Source organism: Wenxinia saemankumensis (assembly GCF_900141735.1).
Taxonomy (GTDB): domain Bacteria; phylum Pseudomonadota; class Alphaproteobacteria; order Rhodobacterales; family Rhodobacteraceae; genus Wenxinia; species Wenxinia saemankumensis.
The window spans coordinates 742,550-762,197 of record NZ_FQYO01000001.1; the positions used below are offsets into that span (position 1 = coordinate 742,550).

21 protein-coding genes and 1 riboswitch are annotated in these 19,648 nt (G+C 71.9%); of the genes, 8 read left to right on the forward strand and 13 right to left on the reverse strand.

What is annotated here, in order from left to right; translation table 11 throughout:
- Window positions 1–51: 51 nt before the first annotated feature.
- From BUE30_RS03400 to BUE30_RS03410, 3 genes are read right to left on the reverse strand one after another with little or no spacing between them, the layout of a single operon-like run.
- Window positions 52–369: a hypothetical protein gene (locus BUE30_RS03400; RefSeq protein WP_073326415.1), complete on the reverse strand. Its 318-nt coding sequence runs from the start codon at window positions 367–369 to the stop codon at window positions 52–54.
- Complete coding sequence (gene ctaD, locus BUE30_RS03405) at window positions 366–2,822, reverse strand: cytochrome c oxidase subunit I (protein WP_073326543.1); 2,457 nt, start codon at window positions 2,820–2,822, stop codon at window positions 366–368. The genes BUE30_RS03400 and ctaD overlap by 4 nt, the downstream gene beginning before the upstream one ends.
- 53 nt (window positions 2,823–2,875) lie before the next feature.
- Window positions 2,876–3,472 (reverse strand): cytochrome c oxidase subunit II, encoded by a 597-nt coding sequence (locus tag BUE30_RS03410; protein WP_244526258.1) that lies wholly within the window; start codon window positions 3,470–3,472, stop codon window positions 2,876–2,878.
- Between the two features lie 78 nt (window positions 3,473–3,550).
- On the opposite strand from BUE30_RS03410, the gene BUE30_RS03415 reads away from it, so the two are divergent.
- The gene (locus BUE30_RS03415; RefSeq protein WP_073326544.1) at window positions 3,551–4,066 is read left to right on the forward strand and encodes a DUF2231 domain-containing protein; all 516 of its coding nucleotides are present in this window, start codon (window positions 3,551–3,553) and stop codon (window positions 4,064–4,066) included.
- Here BUE30_RS03415 and BUE30_RS03420 read toward each other — a convergent pair.
- From BUE30_RS03420 to BUE30_RS03440, 5 genes are all read right to left on the reverse strand, one after another.
- Complete coding sequence (locus tag BUE30_RS03420; RefSeq protein ID WP_073326416.1) at window positions 4,036–4,548, reverse strand: CopD family protein; 513 nt, start codon at window positions 4,546–4,548, stop codon at window positions 4,036–4,038. The genes BUE30_RS03415 and BUE30_RS03420 overlap by 31 nt on opposite strands.
- Window positions 4,545–5,246 carry a cytochrome c oxidase assembly protein gene (locus BUE30_RS03425; protein ID WP_073326417.1) on the reverse strand — a complete coding sequence of 234 codons (702 nt, stop codon included), beginning with the start codon at window positions 5,244–5,246 and terminating at the stop codon, window positions 4,545–4,547. Before BUE30_RS03425 ends, BUE30_RS03420 begins: the two co-directional genes overlap by 4 nt.
- A gap of 528 nt (window positions 5,247–5,774) precedes the next feature.
- Complete coding sequence (locus BUE30_RS03430) at window positions 5,775–6,026, reverse strand: hypothetical protein (protein ID WP_073326418.1); 252 nt, start codon at window positions 6,024–6,026, stop codon at window positions 5,775–5,777.
- A 255-nt stretch (window positions 6,027–6,281) separates the two neighbouring features.
- Window positions 6,282–6,887 (reverse strand): alpha/beta hydrolase, encoded by a 606-nt coding sequence (locus BUE30_RS03435; RefSeq protein ID WP_073326419.1) that lies wholly within the window; start codon window positions 6,885–6,887, stop codon window positions 6,282–6,284.
- Window positions 6,884–7,822 (reverse strand): VOC family protein, encoded by a 939-nt coding sequence (locus tag BUE30_RS03440; protein ID WP_073326420.1) that lies wholly within the window; start codon window positions 7,820–7,822, stop codon window positions 6,884–6,886. Before BUE30_RS03440 ends, BUE30_RS03435 begins: the two co-directional genes overlap by 4 nt.
- Before the next feature lie 106 nt (window positions 7,823–7,928).
- Between BUE30_RS03440 and BUE30_RS03445 the strand changes: the two genes are divergently transcribed.
- From BUE30_RS03445 to BUE30_RS03475, 7 genes are all read left to right on the forward strand, one after another.
- On the forward strand, window positions 7,929–8,834 hold the full coding sequence (locus BUE30_RS03445) for a LysR family transcriptional regulator (RefSeq protein ID WP_073326421.1): 906 nt from the start codon (window positions 7,929–7,931) through the stop codon (window positions 8,832–8,834).
- 150 nt (window positions 8,835–8,984) lie between these two features.
- Complete coding sequence (locus BUE30_RS03450) at window positions 8,985–9,962, forward strand: Bug family tripartite tricarboxylate transporter substrate binding protein (RefSeq protein WP_073326422.1); 978 nt, start codon at window positions 8,985–8,987, stop codon at window positions 9,960–9,962.
- A gap of 12 nt (window positions 9,963–9,974) precedes the next feature.
- The gene (locus tag BUE30_RS03455; RefSeq protein ID WP_073326423.1) at window positions 9,975–10,421 is read left to right on the forward strand and encodes a tripartite tricarboxylate transporter TctB family protein; all 447 of its coding nucleotides are present in this window, start codon (window positions 9,975–9,977) and stop codon (window positions 10,419–10,421) included.
- Window positions 10,422–10,434: 13 nt separating this feature from the next.
- Window positions 10,435–11,955 (forward strand): tripartite tricarboxylate transporter permease, encoded by a 1,521-nt coding sequence (locus BUE30_RS03460; RefSeq protein ID WP_073326424.1) that lies wholly within the window; start codon window positions 10,435–10,437, stop codon window positions 11,953–11,955.
- Window positions 11,956–12,153: 198 nt separating this feature from the next.
- Entirely contained in the window at window positions 12,154–13,374 is a 1,221-nt protein-coding gene (locus BUE30_RS03465; RefSeq protein WP_073326425.1) for an NAD-dependent epimerase/dehydratase family protein, read from the forward strand.
- On the forward strand, window positions 13,371–14,198 hold the full coding sequence (locus BUE30_RS03470) for a glycosyltransferase (RefSeq protein WP_073326426.1): 828 nt from the start codon (window positions 13,371–13,373) through the stop codon (window positions 14,196–14,198). The genes BUE30_RS03465 and BUE30_RS03470 overlap by 4 nt, the downstream gene beginning before the upstream one ends.
- Window positions 14,195–15,082 (forward strand): NAD-dependent epimerase/dehydratase family protein, encoded by an 888-nt coding sequence (locus tag BUE30_RS03475; protein ID WP_073326427.1) that lies wholly within the window; start codon window positions 14,195–14,197, stop codon window positions 15,080–15,082. Before BUE30_RS03470 ends, BUE30_RS03475 begins: the two co-directional genes overlap by 4 nt.
- 171 nt (window positions 15,083–15,253) lie before the next feature.
- On the opposite strand, the gene BUE30_RS03480 is transcribed toward BUE30_RS03475, so the two are convergent.
- From BUE30_RS03480 to nikR, 5 genes are all read right to left on the reverse strand, one after another.
- Entirely contained in the window at window positions 15,254–16,234 is a 981-nt protein-coding gene (locus tag BUE30_RS03480; RefSeq protein ID WP_073326428.1) for an ABC transporter substrate-binding protein, read from the reverse strand.
- Window positions 16,231–16,971, reverse strand: a complete 741-nt coding sequence (locus tag BUE30_RS03485; protein WP_073326429.1) for an ABC transporter ATP-binding protein — start codon at window positions 16,969–16,971, stop codon at window positions 16,231–16,233. Before BUE30_RS03485 ends, BUE30_RS03480 begins: the two co-directional genes overlap by 4 nt.
- Window positions 16,958–17,725, reverse strand: a complete 768-nt coding sequence (locus BUE30_RS03490) for an ABC transporter permease (RefSeq protein WP_073326430.1) — start codon at window positions 17,723–17,725, stop codon at window positions 16,958–16,960. The genes BUE30_RS03485 and BUE30_RS03490 overlap by 14 nt, the downstream gene beginning before the upstream one ends.
- Before the next feature lie 43 nt (window positions 17,726–17,768).
- On the reverse strand, window positions 17,769–18,380 hold the full coding sequence (locus BUE30_RS03495; RefSeq protein WP_073326431.1) for a YkoF family thiamine/hydroxymethylpyrimidine-binding protein: 612 nt from the start codon (window positions 18,378–18,380) through the stop codon (window positions 17,769–17,771).
- A riboswitch (TPP riboswitch) is annotated at window positions 18,371–18,477 on the reverse strand. (Overlaps the previous gene by 10 nt.)
- A 644-nt stretch (window positions 18,478–19,121) precedes the next feature.
- A complete protein-coding gene (nikR, locus tag BUE30_RS03500) occupies window positions 19,122–19,589 on the reverse strand; it encodes a nickel-responsive transcriptional regulator NikR (RefSeq protein WP_073326432.1) in 468 nt (155 codons plus the stop codon).
- Between the last annotated feature and the right edge of the window lie 59 nt (window positions 19,590–19,648).

A 19,648-nucleotide genomic window follows, 5' to 3' on the forward strand; every position in this document is an offset into this window, starting at 1 on the left:
GACCGGCGGCGGCCCCTCGCGGGGGCCGCCGCTTTCCGTTGCGGGCTAGTGTCAGAGGCAGTGCGAGGTCGCGACGACCGGGATCAGGGTCCAGGCCGTGGCGACGAGCGCGACCGAGGCGAGGGTCAGGCTGATCGTGCGGATGGTGCCGGGCGGTCCGCCCCAGCGGGGACCGCGCAGGGCCAGCACCAGCCCCGCCTGCACGGCGAGCGCGGCCAGCGCCGCCGCGATCAGCAGCGCCCGGCCGGTCCCGTCGCCGAAGGCCCCCGCGAACCGGCTGGAGCAGAGCAGGCCGTGCAGCCCGTAGACCGCGCAGAACGCGGCGAGCCAGATCGTGATCGGCCAGGTGAGGCGGTGGATGTCGCTCATCCCAGCACCCCCGGCGCGGCGGTCACGGCAAGGCCGATCAGCGTGACGAGGGCCGCGTAGCCGGCCCAGAGGTCGAGGATCCGCCCCTCGCCGCCGATCCGCGCCGAGACGATCCCCGCCCGCCGCCGCGCGAAGAGCGCCCCGGCCATCAGCGCCGCCACGCTCAGATGGAACAGCGCGTAGCCCGTCAGCACCCAGAGCGTCGCGTCGTAGGCATGCGCGGTCGGATCAGGCGCGTGCCGCAGCATCAGCAGACAGGCGAGGGCCAGCGCGACCAGCCCTGCCAGCGTGACGACGGCCCCCGCCCCGCCCCGCGTCAGCCGCCCGGCCCCGACCAGCGCCGCCCCACCCAGCGCGGCGAGGGCGACGCCCGCCCCCGGTTCGGCCCAGGCGGGCGGCGGCCAGTTCGGCGCGATGGTGAAGAGGAAGGCGTAACCGAAGAGCAGCGAGCCGAAGAGGGTGCCGTCCGCCAGCAGCAGGAAGAGCGAGCCCCACCAGCCCGGCGGATCCGGCACCTCGGACGCGGTCGGCAGGGAGAGGCCCTGCCCGGCGGGCAGCGCGCCCTCCTCCCGCCGGGCGCCCAGCGCGCGCACCCAGTTCAGCGCGAAGCCCGCCACGCCGAGCGCGGCCAGCGGCACCAGCCAGTAGGCCTTGACCAGCAGGCCGAGGAAGAACAGCCCCGTCACCGCCGCCATCGCCATCGGCATGGCGGTGTTGCCGGGATAGACGACGATGTAGGCCGGCCGTCCCGTCGAGATGTCGAGGCTCAGCGTCTCGCGCCGACCGCGCACGGGATCGCCGAGATAGCCCTCGCCCCGCGCGATGCGGGCCGGCAGTTCGGGATCGTCGTAAAGCGGATCGCGCGAGGTCACGACCGGCAGCGACGCGAAGTTGTAGGCCGCCGCCGGGGTCGGCATCGCCCATTCCAGCGTCCCCGCCCCCCAGGGGTTGCGCGAGCCGCGGACCGAGACGACCGCGTTCACGACGATGTCGACGAGGACCAGCGCGAAGCCGATCGCCATGACGAAGCTGCTGACCGAGGCGAGGATGTTGATCGCCTCCCATCCCTGGCCGCTCTCGTAGGTGTCGATGCGCCGCCGCATCCCCAGCAGGCCCGCCCAGTGCAGCAGGAGGAACGTTCCGTGAAAGCCCGCGAAGACCAGCCAGAAGGCGGTCGGCCCGATCTTGAAGTAGCTCTTGCGCCCGATGAAATGCGGCATCCAGTAGTAGAGCGCGCCGAGCATCGGGAAGACGAAGCCGCCGATCAGCACGTAATGCAGATGCGCCACGATGAAGTAGGTGTCGTGGACCTGCCAGTCGAAGGGCACGACGGCGACCATCACCCCGGTCAGCCCGCCGATGACGAAGGTCGCGAAGAAGCCGAGGATCCAGAGCATCGGCAGGTGCAGTTCGGGCCTGCCGCGCCACATCGTCCCGATCCAGGCGAAGATCTGCACCGCCGTCGGCACGGCCACCAGCGTCGAGGCGGCCGAGAAGAAGGCCAGCCCCATATGCGGGATGCCGGTGGTGAACATGTGGTGCACCCAGAGCCCGAAGCTCAGCACGCCGAGCGACACCGCCGCCGCCACGATCCAGCCGTAGCCCATGAGCCGCGTGCGGGCCATGACGGGGATGATGGTCGAGATGGCGCCGGCGGCGGGCAGGAAGATGATGTAGACCTCCGGATGGCCGAACAGCCAGAACAGGTGCTGCCAGAGCAGCGCATCCCCGCCATCCGCCACCTGGAAGAAGGGCAGGCCGAAGGCGCGCTCGAGCTCCAGCAGGATCGAGCCGAGGATCAGCGGCGGAAAGCCCGTCAGGATCATCACCGCCGTCACCAGCGCGTACCAGGCGAAGATCGGCATCTGGCTGAGCCTCATGCCCGGCGCGCGGTAGCGCAGGATCGTCACCGTGATCTCGACCGCCGCCGCGATGGCGCTGATCTCGACGAAGGTGATGCCGATCAGCCAGAAATCCGAATTGATGCCGGGGCTGCCCAGCGTGGAGGACAGGGGCGGATACATGAACCAGCCGCTGTCCGGCGCGATCCCCGCCAGCATCGAGAAGATCAGCATCGAGCCGCCGAAGACGTAGCACCAGAAGCCGTAGGCGGTGAGGCGCGGAAAGGCGAGGTCGCGCGTGCCCAGCAGCTTGGGCAGCAGATAGACCGCGAACCCCTCGAAGAGCGGGATCGCGAAGAGGAACATCATCAATGTCCCGTGCATCGTGAAGAGCTGGTTGTAGACGTCCGGCCCCACGAAGGCCGAGCGGGGCGAGGCCAGCTGCGCGCGGATCAGCATGGCGAGGATGCCGCCCACGACGAAGAAGAACACCGCCACGGACAGGAACATCCGCCCCAGATCGGTGTGGTTGACGGTGGTGAACCAGCCCTTCCAGCCGGGATCCGAGGCCCAGATCCGGGTGAGCGCGCGGTGACGGCGCAGGGCGGTCATCGGCGCGGCGTCGGTCGAGGGGGCGGTCGAGGGGGCGCTTTCGCCGGGGACGGTCATGGCAGGTCCCCTGCGAGGAAGGCGGCCCAGTCCTCGGGCGCGTGGGCGATCACGGTGAAGCGGTGCCCGGCATAGCCGGGGCCGTTGTATTCCGAGCCGAGGCCCGCGAATTCCCCCGGCCCGTCCGTCTCGATCCGCAGCACGTTGACGTGGCCGGGCACGGCGTCGAGCTTGCCCGCGAGCCGGGGCACCCAGAAGCTGTGGACGACGTCGGTCGTCGTGATCTCGACATCGACGGGGGTGGCGGCGGGGATGTGCAGGACGTTCTCGGTCGCGCGCCCCTCGGCGTCCGGGTAGCCGAAGCGCCAGATCCACTGGCTCGCCTCGGCGCGGACCGTCACAACGTCCGGCCCGGGACGGGGAAGCAGCCGCTCGCCCAGGACCAGCGCGTAGGCCAGCAGCGCGGCGAGCACGGTCAACGGGAAGGCGAGGCCGAGCCCGATCACGAAGCGGCGCTCGTCGCCCGTCCCCGCCGGGCGGCGCCAGGCCAGCGCGATCAGCGCCATCACGAATCCGAAGATCAGGGTGGCGCCGACCAGCAGCACCCACCACAATCGCGAGATCGCCGCGGCGGCGGGCCCCGCGGGATGCACGGCCGAGAGCGCGTCCTCGCAACCGGCGAGCGCGGCGGACGTTAGCAGGGCGAAGGCAGGCAGACGGAGGGACCGGGCATGGCGCGGCAGATGGAACAGAAGCAGGGCGACGAGCTGGTCGACCCGATCGCGCAGGCCCCGGGATTCGACGATACCGAGAGCATCATCGGCTTCTGGGGCCACCCGCTCCACGCGATGAGCGTGGCCTTCCCGGTCGCGCTGACCTTCTGCTGCTTCGGGGCGGACCTGCTCTACTGGTGGTCGGGCGAGGTGTTCTGGGCGCGCGCGGCGGTCTGGGCGGCCGGCACCGCCTTCCTCTTCGGCCTCGCCGCCGGGGCGACCGGCACGATGGAGCTGCTGATGGTGCCGGGGATCCGCATCCGCTCGGCCGCGTGGACGCATTTCGTGATCGCCGTGCTGCTGCTGTCGCTGCTGGGCGCGAACTGGGGCTACCGGCTGCAGGGCTACGAGGCGGCGATCCTGCCCTACGGCATCCTGCTCTCCGGCTTCAACGTGCTGGTCGTGATGGTGACGGGCTGGCATGGCGGCAAACTTGTCTTCGACTACCGTCTGGGCACGTCGAAGGGCAGCTGATTGCCCCTCGGCTCGCTCAGCCAGCCGGGAACCGGGATCTCGAGGAGTTCCGGCTTGACGAGGACGAGGAACAGGATCGCGATCACCGGCACGAGCAGGAGCGTCAGCGGCAGGCCGGGCCGCGGCGCATTGTGCCGGCCTTCCCGCTCGGCCACCGCGACGAGGACGTAGCCGACCCAGACATGGAAGGTGACGAGCCCCGCCACGAAGACGAGCTTGGCGAACATCCATGTGACGAAGACCTCGCGCAGGAAGATGAGCGCGGTGCCCGACGCGATGGCCAGCACCGCCGCGGGGGTGATGAAGTAGGTGTAGGCGTAATGCGTCGCGCTGCGGATCCGGGTGTAGTCCGCCTGCCCGATCGCCGGATCGTGCCGCGCCAGCATCAGCGGCAGCGCGAACAGTCCGCCGCACCAGACCAGCAGCATCGCGACGTGGAACGCCTTGAAATGCGGGATCAGCCCCGTGAGGAGGACCGTCATGCGGGGGTGGCCCCCTGCCATCCGCGCCGGGCGGCGAGGGCGATCATCGCGAGGTAGGGCAGTGCCGCAGGCACCCACATGATCAGCCCGCCGAGCTGCTGATCGCCCAGCGGCGTCAGTCCCCACTGGTAGGGCGCGAGCGCGTGCGCGGCGTAGAGCGCGGCCGGGGCGAAAGTGAGCAGCGCGCCGAGGAAGCCCATCTGCATCAGCCCCGCCAGCGACCAGAGCACCGCGTCGGGGGCGGCCCGGGCCGAGAGGACCGCGCGCCAGAACCAGGTCGCCGAGCCGAGGAGCGAGAGCTGCATGGCCCAGTAGACCGCCGTGTCGGAGAGGGCGAGATCGTAGGCCGCCGGGACGTGCCAGCCCCAGAGCAGCGCGGTCGAGACGAGGAAGGGCAGCGCCGCCCCCGTTCCGGCCCGCGCGGGCCAGCGGGTCGCCAGCAGCGGCGCCGCCACCGCGACGAGCAGGACGTGGTGGACCGTGCGCGCGGCGAACAGGGCCGAGGACAGCGCGCAGAGCGGCGAGACGAAGGCCAGGAAGAGCACCGGGACCGCCCAGATCGCCCGCGATCCCCGCGTCGCCAGCGTCAGCGCCGCCAGCGCGACCAGCAAGGCGGGATCGAAATTCCACGACCAGAGCAGTTCCCCCGGCACGGGGGCGGCACCGCAATAGGTGCCCTCCAGTATCCAGCCCTGCATCGGCCCCCCGTCGCTTGCGGCGCGTCCGCACCGCGCGCCTTCGGGCCGATAGCTAATCCGCCATGCCTGCCCTTCAACGGCCGCCGCCCCCTCGGGGCCGTGGCGGAACGCGGAACGGCGGGGCAAGGGCGGCGGATGGGCACCGAGCCACGCGACATGGCCTTGCGGGGGGCCCGACGCGGGGCGCTGGGGGGGGGGCAGATCTCCCCCGTCCCCGGATCATCCGACCGCACGCAGGCACGGATCACGCACGATCCGCGCGCAATTCCGGGTCGCCCACCATCCGGGCGCGGGTCCGGGTCGGGCACGAACCGCGCCTAGCCCCGGGTTGCCCACGATTCACGCTCGGTCACGGGTTCGACAATCCGAGCGCCGCCTCGGATTCGACGCGAGCCGCGCGCGATCTGCGGGGGGGGGGCGCCCGGTCGGGCCCGCAGTCCCCCGCTCGCCACCGGCCATCCTCCTGCCGCCGGACGCGCGCTTGCCGAGGCGACCGGGATCGTCCGACACCCGACCTCCGTCCCGGCCTCAGGCCTTTTCGTCCGGCTTCTCCCCGCCGAGGGGGTCGTTGTACTCGCTGGGGTCGAAATCCGAGATGTCGTAGGCTTCCTCGTCCTCGGCGATGCCGGTGACATGGGTCGTGCCCGTCTCCTCGTCGTAGACGAGGCCGTAGGTCGCCCGCCCTTCGGACCTGTAGCGCATGATCTCGTGGATCGCGGCGTAGATGAAGGCAAGGGTGAAGGGCGTCAGGATGATGATCGCGATCCAGCGGGCTTCCATGCTGTCCTCCCGGGGGCGGGCTTCGGGGGTTCGTGGCCCAACGCCTCGCGGCGCGAAAGGTTCGCCCGGCTTTCCGGCGCTGTCCAGCGCCCCCCCCCCGGCGTCCGAGAGGGGCGCGAGACGCGCCGCCTTCCACGCAGGATCGGACGGGCGGGCGATGGGCGGCGCGGCGGATCGCCCCGGGGCCACCGGCCCCGCCCCCCCGGCGCCATGCCCCGGCCGAGATGTGGGGCCCGAGGGGAGGATCGCCGGGGCTCAGCCGGTCAGCAGGCGGGACAGGGCGTCGATCTCGGCCTCGCGCAGCTCGTGCCCGCCCTCGTGGATCTCGGTCGTGACCTCGGCGCCCTGGGCGCGGGTCCAGTCGATCAGGCGCTCGCTCAGGGGCCAGGGGCAGATCGGGTCGCGCCGACCGGCGGTGATCAGCACGCGCCGCCCCGCGAGGCCGGGGACGGGGTCCGGCGCCCAGGGGATCAGCGGGTGCAGCAGCCCGGCCCGGTCGAAGAGTTCGGGCCGCGCCATCATCACCGAGGCCAGGATGTTCGCACCGTTGGAATATCCGAACCCGTAGGCCGGCGCGCCGGGATGCCGCGCCCGGTGCGCGGCGACGAAGTCGCCCATCCGCGCGGTCCGGGCGGCGAGGTCGTCCATGTCGTAGACGCCCTCGCCCGTGCGACGGAAGAAGCGCAGGGCGCCGCCCTCCGACACGTCGCCCCGGGGCGAGACGATCCCCGCCCCGGGGACGAGCTGCTGGCCGAGCTCGAAGAACTGCCGCTCGGTCCCGCCCGTGCCGTGGAACACGAAGAGCAGCGGCGCCCCCGGGGCGGGCCCGGTTGTGAGCGCGGTGTAGTGGTCGACGCTCATGCCGCCTCCTCGATGCCGGGCAGGATCGCCTCGATCCGGTCCCTCAGCGGCTCGTAACGGGTCGGCAGCTTCAGCGCCTCGCCCAGATGGGCCGTGTCCTCGTCGCGGTCGAAGCCGGGTTCGTTCGTCGCGATCTCGAACAGGACGCCGCCCGGGGTGCGGAAGTAGATCGCCCAGAAATAGTCCCGGTCGATCACCGGCGTCACCTGGTAGCCGGTATCGAGCAGCGCCTTGCGCACCTCGAGCTGGGCCGCGCGGTCCTCGACCGCGAAGGCGATGTGATGGACCGAGCCCGCGCCCTGACCGGCGGCAGGGGCGTCGGGCAGTTCCTCGATGTCGATGCTGTCGGCCGCGTTGCCGCCCTCGATCAGGTAGCGCGTCACGTTGCCGGCCGTCTCGGCCTTGCGGTAGCCCATGAAGCGCAGCAGCTCGTCCGCCCCGCCCGCGTCGCGCAGCCGAAGGCGCGCGCCGTGAAAGCCCAGCACCGCGGCCTCCTCGGGGACGCCGGCGCCGGTCCAGCCGGTGCGGCCGCGATCCTCGTCCTCGACAAGGGCGAGGGAATCGCCGTCCGGCCCGTCGAAGGTCAGACGCCGCGCGCCGAGGAACTTGTCCTCGGCCAGCCCGGTGACGCCCCGCGCGGCGAAGCGGTCCGCCCAGTAGCCGAGCGACCCCTTCGGCACGGCGAACTCGGTCACGCCGACCTCGCCGGTGCCCCGGCGGCCCCGCGGCATCCGGCCGAAGGGGAAGGTCGTCATCACCGAGCCGGGCGTGCCGACCTCGTCGCCGTAATAGAGGTGGTAGACCTCCGGCGCGTCGAAATTGACGGTCTTCTTCACCCGGCGCAGGCCCATCGTGCCGGTGAAGAAGCGGTTGTTGGCCGAGGCGTCCCCGGCCATCGAGGTGACGTGGTGCAGGCCCCTGATCCGGTCGATCATCGTGCTCTCCGATCCTGTCTCGCGTGGCGATGCAGGACAGATAGACGCGGGCCGTCATTTCCGGAATGATAATGTCACGCCATTCACCATTGCCCGGACTGCAACGATGCCCGACCTTCGATCCATCCGCGTCTTCCTGCAGGTGGCCGAAGGGCGCAGCTTCGCCGGGGCGGCGCGGGCGCTGGCGATGACGCCGGCCTCGGTCACGCGGATCGTGGCGCGGCTGGAGGAGGATCTGGGCCAGCAGCTGCTCGTCCGCACCTCGCGGCGGGTGGCCCCCACGGCGGCGGGGGCGCGGGTGGCGGCGCGCTACGCCCCGATCCTGGCGGAGTTCGACGCGGCCTCGGCCGAGCTCGAGCGCGCGCTGCGGCCGGACCGGGGGACGCTGTCGATCAGCGTGCCGATGTCCTTCGGCCAGCAGACGATGCCGGGGCTGATCGCGGCCTTCCGCCTCGCCTTCCCGAACGTGCGGCTGCGGGTGAACCTCGCCGACCGGCTGATCGACATCCTGGGCGAGGGCGTGGACCTCGCCATCCGCATCTCGGCGCCGCCGACCGACCGCTCGACGATCTGGCGGCGGATCTGCGCGATCCCCCGCCATGTCGTCGCCGCCCCGTCCCTGTTCGACCGCGCGCCGCGCCCCGGGGCGCCCGGCGATCTCGACCCCGCGCTCTGCCTGTCCTACGGCGCGGACGGCACGGCGGAGCGGTGGAGCTTTGCCCGCGAAGGCGGGACGGTTGCGGTCACGGCGGGATCGGGCATCGTCTGCAACAACGGCGACGTCCTGCTGGCGCTGGCCGCCTCGGGGGCGGGGATGACCCTCCTCCCCGATTTCCTGACGGAAGGGGCGCGGCGGGACGGCACGGTCGAGACCGTGCTGCCGGACTGGGAGAGCGCGCCCCTCTCTCTCGGCATCTTCTACCCGCCCTACGACGAGCTGCCCCCGCTGGTCGCCACCTTCACCGATTTCTTCGAGGCCTACCTGCGGGACCGGGCCGGTTTCGCATTCTGAGCCCGGCGGCCCGGTCGCGGCGACGCTTCCCGCCGGCCCGGCCCGGGGCTTGCGCGCGAGGATCCCGGGGGGCGGCGGCCCCCGTTCCCCCATTGCGCCTCTGGCGGAGCTGGTATTGGTTGCCTTCGACCCGAGGAGGAGGAGACAGAGATGACCCGACTGACCCGCCGCGCCGCGCTCGCGCTCGCCGCCGCCTGCGCCGCCGCCCCTGCCCTGGCCCAGGACGGCTGGCCGTCCGGCCCGCTGCACGTCTATGTCGGCTTTCCTGCCGGCTCCTCGCCCGACACGCTGGCGCGGATCGTGACCGAGCCACTGGCCGAGCGCCTCGGCCAGCCGATCGTGGTCGAGAACCGGCCCGGCGCCGGCGGCGTCATCGGGATCCAGCAGATGCTGGTCGCCGCCGGGGACGACCTGACCTTCGGCACCACGATCAACGGCCCGCTGACCACCGCGCAGCGCACGATGGACGATACCGGCTACGACGTGGACGCCGACATCGTGCCGGTGACGCTGATCGCGACATCGCCGCTCGTCCTCGCCGTGAACGCGGAGTCCGACATCGCCGACCTGCAGGGCTTCGTCGACGCCGCGGGCGCCGAGCCCGAGGCGCTGGCCTACGGATCGGTCGGACAGGGCTCGGGCGCGCACCTGACGGCCGAGCTCTTCGCCGCCGAGGCGGGCGTCAGCATGCTTCACATCCCCTTCACCAGCTATGCCGAGGTCACGACCTCGATCGCGGGCGGCGAGATCGACGCGGGCTTCATGGCGCCCTCCGCCGCGCTGCCGCTGGTCGAGGGCGGGCAGCTGCGGATGCTGGGCATCACCTCGGCCGAGCCCTTCGCCCAGGTGCCCGACGTGCCGGTCATGGCCGGCCAGGCGGGCCTGCCGGAGGATTTCCGCGCCGAGCTCTGGAACGGCTTCATCGCGCCGGCCGACACCGACCCCGCCGTGGTCGAGCGGCTGAACACCGAGATCAACGAGATCCTCGCCGACCCCGCCGTGCAGGAGCAGCTGCTTGCCATCGGCTGGGTCGCGGCGCCGGGCACTGCCGCCGGGATGGAGGAGCGGATCGCGCAGGACACCGCCATGTGGGGCGGCGTGCTCGACCGGATCGAGGCCGCCGAATAACGTGCGGCGCGAGTGGTGAAGCGCGACTGGCCGGACATCTGGGGCGGGCTGGCGATCGCCCTTCTGGGCCTCGGCGCCGCGGGCTGGGCGTGGATCACCTACGATCCCGGCACGCTGCGCCGGCTCGGCCCCGGGGCCTTTCCGATCGGGCTCGGCCTCGCGCTCGCGGGGCTGGGGCTGGCGATCGCCCTGCCGGCGCTGAAGCGGGCGGGCGCGGCGGTGACGCCCGAGCCCTGGGCGGCCGCCTGCGTGCTGGGCGCGATCCTCGTCTTCGGGCTGGGGCTGCGGCCGCTGGGGCTGGTGCCGGCCACGGCCCTCTCCGTCCTCGTCTCGACGCTGCCCGCCCCCCGGCCGGGCTGGCTGTGGCGCGCGGTCCTGGCGGTGCTGGTCACCGGGCTGACGGTGCTGCTGTTCCATGTCGGGCTGCGGATGACCCTGCCGCTCTGGCCCCGGACCTGAGACGGGCGCGGGGATGGGAACCTGGGACGGGCTGCTGACGGGCTTCGCCTTCGCGCTGCAGCCGGGCGTGCTGGTCTACTGCGTGCTCGGCGTCACGCTGGGCACGCTGATCGGCGTGCTGCCCGGGATCGGGGCGATGGCCGCGATCTCGCTCCTGCTGCCGATCACCTACTACATCGGCGCCGAGGCCGCCCTCATCATGCTGGCCGGGGTCTATTACGGCGCGCAATACGGCGGCGCGGTCTCGTCGATCCTGCTGCGCCTGCCCGGCACGCCGCAATCGGCGGTCACCGCGCTCGACGGCTACCCGCTGGCCCGGTCGGGCCGGGCGGGGGTCGCCCTCTTCACCTCGATGGCGGCCTCCTTCGCCGGATCGGTGCTGGGAATCGTCGTGCTGGTCCTGCTGGCCGGCTGGCTGTCGCGCGCGGCGGTCGCCTTCGGCGCGGCGGATTACGCGGCGATGATGGTGCTCGGCCTCGTCGCCGCCTCGACCATCGGCAGCGCGCACCCGGCCAAGGGCTTTGCCATGATCGTGCTCGGCATGCTGCTGGGCTGCGTCGGCACGGACGTCAATTCGGGGGTCCAGCGTTTCGTCATAGGCCGGGCCGAGCTGCTGGACGGGATCAACCTCGTCGCGCTGGCGATGGGCCTGTTCGGCGTGGCCGAGGTGATCGGCAACGTGCGCGACCCGGGCCGGCAGGCGGTGGCGGGGCGGATCGCGCTGCGCACGCTGATCCCCACGCGCGAGGACCTGCGACGGATGCCCCTGCCCGTCCTGCGCGGTGGCGCGCTCGGCAGTTTCTTCGGGGCGCTGCCCGGCACCGGCTCCACCCTCTCCTCCTTCCTGGCCTACGCGATGGAGCGGCGCGTCGCGCGCCGGCCCGAGCGGTTCGGCACAGGCGCGATCGAGGGGATCGCGGGGCCGGAGGCGGCGAACAATTCCGCCGCCATCACCGCCTTCGTCCCGACGCTCACCCTGGGCATCCCGGGCGATCCGATCATGGCGCTGATGCTGGGCGCGCTGGTGATCCACGGCATCCAGCCGGGGCCGATGATGCTGGAGGCCCGGCCCGAGATGTTCTGGGGCCTCGTCGCGAGCTTCGGCATCGGCAACCTGCTGCTGCTCGTGCTGAACCTGCCGCTGATCGGGATCTGGGTGTCGCTGCTGCGGATCCCCTTCCGCTGGCTCTATCCCGCGATCCTGGTCTTCGTCTGCCTCGGCGTGTGGTCGGTGCGGGGGCTGACCTTCGACATCCTGATGGTGGCCGGGATCGGCCTCGTCGGCTACCTGCTGGCCCTGGCGCGGTTCAACCCGGCGCTGCTGCTGCTGGGCTTCGTCCTCGGCCCGCTGATCGAGACGAACCTGCGCCGCGCGCTGCTGATCTCGCGCGGGGATCCGATGGTCTTCCTCGAGCGGCCGATCTCGGCCTTCTTCGTCGTGGCGGCCGCCGCGCTGCTGGTCCATTCGCTCGTTCAGGCCCGGGGCCGCAGACGGGCGGTCGGCGCGGCGGCGCCGGACGATGGGGCGCGGTGACGCGCCGGGAGGGACCCCCTCGGCGGGACGGAGGGCCCGGCGACATCCGTCCGATGCGTCCGGGCGCAGGGCGGCAAGACTTCACCCATCGAATGGAACGCGGTAACAGGCCCCGGTGTCAGGGCGGTGTCACATCGCGGGCATAGAAAGGCAGCGGGCTCGAACCGAGCCGGCTCGAACATGACGGAGATCCGACCCATGAAGATTGCGATCCTCGGCGGGGACGGCTTTGTCGGCTGGCCCACCACCCTGCACCTGTCCGAGCAGGGCCACGACGTCCATATCATCGACAACCTGTCGCGGCGCTGGATCGACACCGAGCTCGGCGTGCAGTCCCTCACCCCGATGGATTCGATCCAGGAACGCTGCCGGATCTGGCACGACCTCACCGGGCGGCGCCTGCACTTCCACCTGCTCGACCTCGCCCGGGATTACGAGCGCATCAAGGCCTGGTTGATCCAGCACCGGCCCGATGCCGTCATCCACTTCGCCGAACAGCGCGCCGCGCCCTATTCGATGAAGAGCGACCGCCACAAGGTCTACACCGTCGACAACAACGTGAGCGCGACCCACAACCTGCTGGCGGCGCTGGTGGAAAGCGGGATCGACGCGCACGTCGTCCATCTGGGCACGATGGGCGTCTACGGCTATTCCAGCGTCGGTGCGACGATCCCCGAAGGGTATCTCGACGTCGACATCACCAGGCCCGACGGGGAGAAGATCCCGCAGCAGATCCTCTACCCGACGAGGCCGGGTTCGGTCTATCACATGACCAAGAGCCTCGATCAGATCCTGTTCCAGTTCTACGCCCAGAACGACGGGCTGCGGATCACCGACCTGCACCAGGGCATCGTCTGGGGCACCCATACCGACCAGACCCGCCGCCACCCGCAGCTGATCAACCGGTTCGATTACGACGGGGATTACGGCACCGTCCTCAACCGCTTCCTGATCCAGGCGGCGATCGACTATCCGCTGACGGTGCACGGCACGGGCGGGCAGACCCGCGCCTTCATCCACATCCAGGACAGCGTCCGCTGCATCGAGCTCGCGCTGGCTGCGCCGCCGCAGGCCGGAAGCCGGGTCGAGATCTTCAACCAGATGACCGAGACCCACCGCGTCCGCGACCTGGCGGACCTGGTCGCGAAGGTGACGGGCGCGAGGGTGACGCACCTGCCGAACCCCCGCGCGGAAGCGGCGGAGAACGACCTCGTGGTCGACAACAGCAAGTTCCTCGCCCTCGGATTGCAGCCGACGACCCTGGCCGAGGGGCTCCTCGGCGAGGTTGTGGATGTCGCCCGCAAGTTCGCGCACCGGATCGACCGCAGCCGTGTGCCGGCCGTCTCTGCCTGGACGCGCGATCTGGCCGCGAAGGTCGAGCGGGATCCCGAGGGCCGGAAGCTCAAGTCGGTCTCGTGACCTTCGCCTCCGGCGCGGCGCGGGGGGACGCGGCCTACGTCACCCTGGTGACGAACGCGGATTTCGCCCTGGGGGCCCGCGCCCTCGCACGGTCCCTCCGCCTCGGCGGCACGGGGGCGGACATCGTCGTGATGCATACGAACGGCGTGCCGGCGGCGGCGCTGGAGCCGCTGGCGGCCTTCGACGTCCGTCTCGTCCCGGTCGAGCTTCTACCGACCTCCGATGCCTTCAACAGCGCGCACGCCAAATCCGCGCTGCACGCCCGGTCGCCCTTCACGAAGGGATCGAAGCCGCCGTTCCACACGCCGCTCGACAATTTCGTCAAGCTGCGCCTCTGGCAGCTGGATTACGGGCGGGTCGTGTTCCTGGATGCGGACACGCTGGTGCTGCAGAACATCGACCGGCTCTTCGACTATCCGGAATTCTCCGCCGCGCCCAACGTCTACGAGTCCCTCGCCGACTTCCACCGGCTGAACTCGGGCGTCTTCACCGCGCGACCGAGCGAGGCGACCTTCGCGCGCATGCTCGCCCGTCTCGACCGGCCGGGCGCCTTCTGGCGACGGACGGACCAGACGTTCCTCGAGAGCTTCTTCCCGGAATGGCACGGCCTGCCGATCTTCGACAACATGCTGCAATATGTCTGGCTGAACCTGCCGGACCTGTGGACCTGGTCCGCGATCCGCGTCCTGCACTACCAGTACGAGAAGCCGTGGATGTCGCCGCATCCGCGGGCCGACGCGCTCCGCCCCCTCATCGACCTCTGGGCGGCCCATGCCGGGGACGGCCCGGTCCCCGCGCTCGCAGACCTGCCCTCCCCCCGATGAGGATCGCCGTCACGGGGGCGACCGGCTTCGTCGGGCATCACGTCGTCGCGCACCTGATCGGATCCGGTCACGAGGTGACGACGCTCGGCCGCCGTCCCAGCCGGCACGAGGCGGCCGGCTTCGCGCCGTTCGATCTCGACGGGCCTGCGCCAGACCTGCGCGGGCACGAGGTCCTCGTCCATGCGGCCCTGTCCCACGTCCCGGGTCGCTACCGCGGCGGCGAAGGCGATGCGCCGGAGGCATTCCTGCGCCGGAACCTCGACGGCACGATCCGCCTCTTCGGGGCGGCCCGCGACCATGGCGTGGCCCGCATCGTCCTGCTGTCGTCGCGGGCCGTCTACGGCGACTACCCGCCCGGAACGATCCTGCACGAGGGCCTCGCCCCCCGGCCCGACACGCTCTACGGGCAGGTGAAACTGCGCGCGGAGGAGGAGCTGCTCCGACTGGCCTCGGCCGGCATGGCGGTGGCCAGCCTGCGCGCGACGGGGGTCTTCGGCCCCCCCGTGCCCGGTCTCGAGCACAAGTGGGCGCGACTATTCGACGACTATTTCGGGGGCCGTCCGGTCACGCCCCGCGTCGCGAGCGAGGTCCATTCCGCCGACCTCGCCGAGGCGGTCCGGCTTGTCGCCGTCGCGCCGCCAGACGCGGTCGAGCCGGCTCTCTTCAACGTCACGGACCTGGTGCTGGACCGCCGGGATCTGCTGGCGGCGGTCTCGACCCTCTCCGGCGTTCAGACCCCCCTTCCGCCCCGCTCGGACCCGGGCCTCGTCAGCGTGATGACGACGGATCGCCTGCGACGACTGGGCTGGACCCCGTCAGGGGCGCGCCGCCTGCGGGACGTTCTCGCCGGCATGGTGTCCGGCGCGCGGCCACGTCCCGCCTGATCGCTGCCGCAACCACGGCCCGCGGGCTGTCCTGCAGGCAGAGGATGCCGTTGGGGACGAGGCCCTCGCACCCCCGGCCTGCGGCCCGGGGCCGAGCGGCGCGGCGGGGCCGGTCCCGGGATGGCGCCGCGGCCTGCCGGCTGTCAGAGCCGGGGGCCACGGCGCCCGGGATCATTCGGCCATCCAGCCCTGGTCGATCCACCCGGTCACGTCGCCCGGCCAGTCCAGCGGCTCGCCGCCCGGCCCGGTCAGGACGCCGCTGTCGAACAGGAACCGCGCCATCCGGGCGAAGCGCCCGGCGTCGATCCCGCCGACGGGGCGATCGGCGGCCACGAGGTAGTCGCCCTCCACCAGCGCCTGCATGGAGCCCCGGACGAGGTCCGGGTTCGGGAAGTCGCCGGCCTCGATCAGGATCGCGGCCGCCTCGTCGGGATGATCCGCCGCCCAGGCGTAGCCGGCCTGCGCCGCGGTCATGAACCGACTGACGATGTCCGGATGTTCGGCGAGGTAGCCGGTGCGCGTGCCGATATAGCCGTTCTGCTGGTCGGGGACGCCGTAATCGGCGTAGGCGAAGGAGGATTGCTCCCGTCCCAGAAGCGCGCTGTTCACGCCCTCCCAGGTCGCCACCTCCAGCGTGAAATCGACGCGGCCCGTCGCGAGGGCCTCGTAGGCGCCGGTGCCGAGGGTGACGGTGTCGTACTCCGCATTGCCGCCATCGGACGCGATCATCGTCGAGATCAGCGCATCCTCCCACGCGCTGCCGAAGCCCGCATAGGTCCGGCCCTCCAGATCGGCGGGGCGCGTGATCCCGGCGTCGTTGCGGTAGACGAGGCGCCCGGTCTCGTGCTGCATCGTCGCCCAGAGGGCCACGATCTCCGCTCCGCTCGCCCGGGCGGTCATGAAGCCGAGCGACGTCATGTAGGCGAAATCCGCCGCGCCCGCGGCGAGCAGCGCGCTGGAGGCGGTGTCGGAATAGGGCAGGATCTCCACGTCGAGCCCGGCCGCCTCGAACAGGCCCTGCTCCTGCGCGACGATCAGGCCGACATGGTTGGTGTTCAGCGTCCAGTCCAGCGCGATGGACAGGTCCTGCCGCTCCTGCGCGGCTGTCGCCGTGGGCAGGGCCAGGCAGGCGAGAAGGATGGCGTGCTTCATGGGGTCTCCTCCAGGAGTCTGGTCTTGAGGTGGGAACGGGTCCCGGCCAGCGCGGCCTCGGTCCGGTCCCCGCGGGGGGTGTCGATGGTGATGTCCGCCACGATCCGGCCGGGCCGCGCCGCCATGACCAGGATGCGGTCCGCCAGTCGCGTGGCCTCGTGCAGGTCGTGCGTGACCATCAGGATCCCGCGCGGCACCTCGTCGAGGCGCGCGGCGAGCCAGTCCTGCATGCTCAGCCGGGTCACGGCGTCGAGCGCCGAGAACGGCTCGTCGAGAAGGACGAACCGGCTGTCCTGCACGATCGTGCGCAGGAAGGCCGCGCGCTGGCGCATCCCGCCGGACAGCGCGGCGGGAAACGCGTCCTCGGTGCCCGCCAGGCCGAACGAGGCGAGGAGCGGGGTCACCGCCTCGCGCGCCTCGGCCCGGCGCCGGCCCCGGATCGACAGGCCGAGCGCCGCGTTCTCGGCGACGATGAGCCACGGCAGGAGCGCATCCTGCTGCGGCTGGTAGGCGATCCTGCGGTCCGGCGTCGTCGCGGGGGCGCCGTCGATGCTCAGCCGCCCGGTCGCGGCGAGCGAGGGCGCCAGAACGCCCGCGAGCCATTTCAGGACCGAGGTCTTGCCGCAGCCGGAGGGCCCGATCAGGCAGGTCAGCCGGTCCTCGGCCACCTCGAACGACACGTCCTGCGTCACCCGGCCCTCGCCGGCGCGCACGGTCAGGCCCTCAACCCGCAGCATCGGCAGGCCCCCCGAACCGCCCGGCGGTGATCCGGTCCGCGAGCCGCAGAAGCCCGAGAAGCGCCAGGGTCAGCGCGGCGGACAGGGCGACCGCCGCGAGGACGAGATCGGCGCGGAAATTGTTCTTCGCGGCGAGGATGTAGATTCCGAGACCGCGCCGCGCCCCGGCATATTCGGCGAAGATCGTCGCCACGATCGCGTAGGTGGCCGAGATCCGCAGCCCGGCGAGGAACGACGCGCGCGCGGCGGGCAGCGTGACCCTGCGGAAGATCGCCGCGCGGCCCGCATCCATCGAGCGCAGGAGATCGAGCCAGGCCTGCGGGACGGCCGCATAGCCCGAGAGCAGGCTGACCAGGATCGGGAAGAAGGTCACGAGGATGACCAGCAGGACCTTGGGCAGCAGGCCGAAGCCGAACCACAGGATCATCAGCGGCGCGAGCGCGACGATCGGGATCGTCTGGCTCGCGACGAAGATCGGCATCGCGCCCCGCCTGAGCCAGGGCAGGAAATGCAGCGCCACGGACGCGGCGAAGGCGAAGGCGACGGACAGGCCGAAGCCGAGCGTGGCGACCCCGATCGTCGCAAGGGCGTGGGGGCCGATCGCCGAGCGTTCGGTCCAGAGCACCCGGACGACGCCGCTCGGCGGCGGCAGGACGAAGGACGGGATGCCGGAGAGACGGCAATAGACCTCCCATCCGAGGAGGAGGGCGAGCGCGAGGCCCGCCGTGGGGGCGAAGTGTCGGACAAGCTGCATGGCGGGATCGCGTCCCCGGACGCCGGGCGCCCGGGGCGGCGCGTCAGGCGAGGCTGGGACTGTTGGCCGAGGCGGTCAGGTCGATCGTCACGTGACCCTCGGCCGGGCCGAACCGGAGGAATGCCTGCCGCACCGCCTCGAACACCGCGCCGGCATCCCCGCGCAGCCGCGTGCAGAAGTTCTTCGATCGGAAGAAGGTTCCGGACCGCTTCAGGAATTCGATGCAGCCGTAGATCTCGTCCATGTGGCGGTCCTGCCCCAGGACGTAGAGAGAGAACTGCACGTCGATGGGTACCCCGGTCCCGGGGGATGCGGCGACCGCCTGCCCGGCGCGCCGGATCCGTTCGTCCAGCGGCAGGCTCTGCGCCTCGCTCAGCGTGTCGCAGCGGCAGGACGGATCGTCCGGCTCGCCCGGGCAGCCGCGTGACAGGGTGACATGCATCGTCACATGCTCGGGCTGCCGCGCCGCGGCCGTGAAGAGGTCGCGGATCCCGTCGAGAAGGGGGCCGGGCGCGCCGACCATCAGGGTCGAGATGTCGTCCGTCTCGATCCTGAGATCCGGCCTGTGGGGGTCGAGAGCCTGCAGGCTCGACGTGATGACGTCCACGAACCGGGACGACATGGGATAGAGCGACACTTGCGCGCCGATGAACATGGGAACCTCGCTCCGCCGGCATGACCCGGATCAGCTGTGAAGGGTTCGCGCGGTCCCGCGCATCTCAGCCCCGTCCGGGGCACCCCTGGTGTGACCGCAACATCGGAACGACGATCCCCGTTGTCAATGCCTCATCCCGGCGGCGCCTCGGCGGGATGGCCGCGACGCCTTTGCCGCGGCGGCCTTCGCAGGATCCTCGACAAGGAATGCCGTGGCGGAACGGGCCGGGGCTGCGGAAGCGGTGGGACATTTCCCGATCTGCAGAGCGGCGGCGGGTCGCTTCCGCAGGCGGTCGCCCTCGGTCCGCGCCGCGTCCGACAGGATGGGCACCGGACCGCCCCCGTTCCTCGCACCTCGAGTGCACGCCCGGTGCACCGGGTGGCGCGGTCGGGAGGACCCGGGGACGACGGAGACGAGCCGCCGGACCCCGCGATGCCGCGGGACAGGTCGACGACCTCGCACGGGCGGCGGGCGCGGCCCCCCCGCCCCCGGGCGCGGCATGCAGGGAGATCGCGCCGCAAAGGGCCGGGGCATCGCGTCGCTTGCGCCGCGGGGCGACGGGATCGCCGCGTCGTCTCTGCCCCGGCGGGAGCGGTGCAGATGGCGGCCCGCCCCTCAGGCATCGGGGGCGGGAGAATGGCCGGTCATGGCGGCCGGGCGTCCCCGCAAGGGGCCCGCCAACCGATCGATCCGGGTCCGCAGGAAACGCCTCGACGGGGACCCTGGCGGTCCGCCCCCAGATCAGAACCCGTCCTTGATCGTCAGATGGCTGTGCAGATGCGGCTCGCCCCCGCCATGCCGGTGGGTCTCGGCCACGTCGTCCACCGGCACGAGGGACAGGTTGCCGTGGCGGATCCCCCGCTCGGCGAAGAGGCCGTGCGCGTAATCCTCGACCTCGGCCACCTTGCCGCGCATCACCGTCACCTCCATGGCGGTCGAATGATCCAGCGGGACCGACATGGCCGCGACGGCCTGGTCGTGGCGGGAATGGCGGGCCCGGGGCACCCGCCGGCCGAGATCTCGCGCCGAGAGGTCGAGCGCGTAGCTGACGATGCCGACGCAATCCGCGTCCTGCGGCGCGTCCCGCGCCAGCGCCCGGCGGAGCAGATCGCGGATCGCCTCGGACCGGTTCGTGGCGCCGGATCGTCCCATCTGCCGGTCCAGTTCGGCCAGAAGCTCGTCCTCGATCGCGATGGTGATCCGTTGCATGACGCCCTCCTCCGTCCCTGGCCCCGTCCGTGGCCCCGTCCCTGCCCCGCGACCATCCG

Excerpts from the sequence above, each read along its gene's own strand:
- nikR (WP_073326432.1), bottom strand. The coding sequence starts at position 19,589 with ATGCAACGGATCACCATCGCGATCGAGGACGAGCTTCTGGCCGAACTG.
- BUE30_RS03465 (WP_073326425.1), top strand. The coding sequence starts at position 12,154 with ATGAAGATTGCGATCCTCGGCGGGGACGGCTTTGTCGGCTGGCCCACC.
- BUE30_RS03445 (WP_073326421.1), top strand. The coding sequence starts at position 7,929 with ATGCCCGACCTTCGATCCATCCGCGTCTTCCTGCAGGTGGCCGAAGGG.
- BUE30_RS03490 (WP_073326430.1), bottom strand. The coding sequence starts at position 17,725 with ATGCAGCTTGTCCGACACTTCGCCCCCACGGCGGGCCTCGCGCTCGCC.
- BUE30_RS03420 (WP_073326416.1), bottom strand. The coding sequence starts at position 4,548 with ATGACGGTCCTCCTCACGGGGCTGATCCCGCATTTCAAGGCGTTCCAC.
- BUE30_RS03485 (WP_073326429.1), bottom strand. The coding sequence starts at position 16,971 with ATGCTGCGGGTTGAGGGCCTGACCGTGCGCGCCGGCGAGGGCCGGGTG.
- BUE30_RS03430 (WP_073326418.1), bottom strand. The coding sequence starts at position 6,026 with ATGGAAGCCCGCTGGATCGCGATCATCATCCTGACGCCCTTCACCCTT.
- BUE30_RS03460 (WP_073326424.1), top strand. The coding sequence starts at position 10,435 with ATGGGAACCTGGGACGGGCTGCTGACGGGCTTCGCCTTCGCGCTGCAG.
- BUE30_RS03480 (WP_073326428.1), bottom strand. The coding sequence starts at position 16,234 with ATGAAGCACGCCATCCTTCTCGCCTGCCTGGCCCTGCCCACGGCGACA.
- BUE30_RS03440 (WP_073326420.1), bottom strand. The coding sequence starts at position 7,822 with ATGATCGACCGGATCAGGGGCCTGCACCACGTCACCTCGATGGCCGGG.
- BUE30_RS03435 (WP_073326419.1), bottom strand. The coding sequence starts at position 6,887 with ATGAGCGTCGACCACTACACCGCGCTCACAACCGGGCCCGCCCCGGGG.
- BUE30_RS03400 (WP_073326415.1), bottom strand. The coding sequence starts at position 369 with ATGAGCGACATCCACCGCCTCACCTGGCCGATCACGATCTGGCTCGCC.
- BUE30_RS03450 (WP_073326422.1), top strand. The coding sequence starts at position 8,985 with ATGACCCGACTGACCCGCCGCGCCGCGCTCGCGCTCGCCGCCGCCTGC.
- BUE30_RS03475 (WP_073326427.1), top strand. The coding sequence starts at position 14,195 with ATGAGGATCGCCGTCACGGGGGCGACCGGCTTCGTCGGGCATCACGTC.
- BUE30_RS03495 (WP_073326431.1), bottom strand. The coding sequence starts at position 18,380 with ATGTTCATCGGCGCGCAAGTGTCGCTCTATCCCATGTCGTCCCGGTTC.
- BUE30_RS03425 (WP_073326417.1), bottom strand. The coding sequence starts at position 5,246 with ATGCAGGGCTGGATACTGGAGGGCACCTATTGCGGTGCCGCCCCCGTG.
- ctaD (WP_073326543.1), bottom strand. The coding sequence starts at position 2,822 with ATGACCGCCCTGCGCCGTCACCGCGCGCTCACCCGGATCTGGGCCTCG.
- BUE30_RS03415 (WP_073326544.1), top strand. The coding sequence starts at position 3,551 with ATGGCGCGGCAGATGGAACAGAAGCAGGGCGACGAGCTGGTCGACCCG.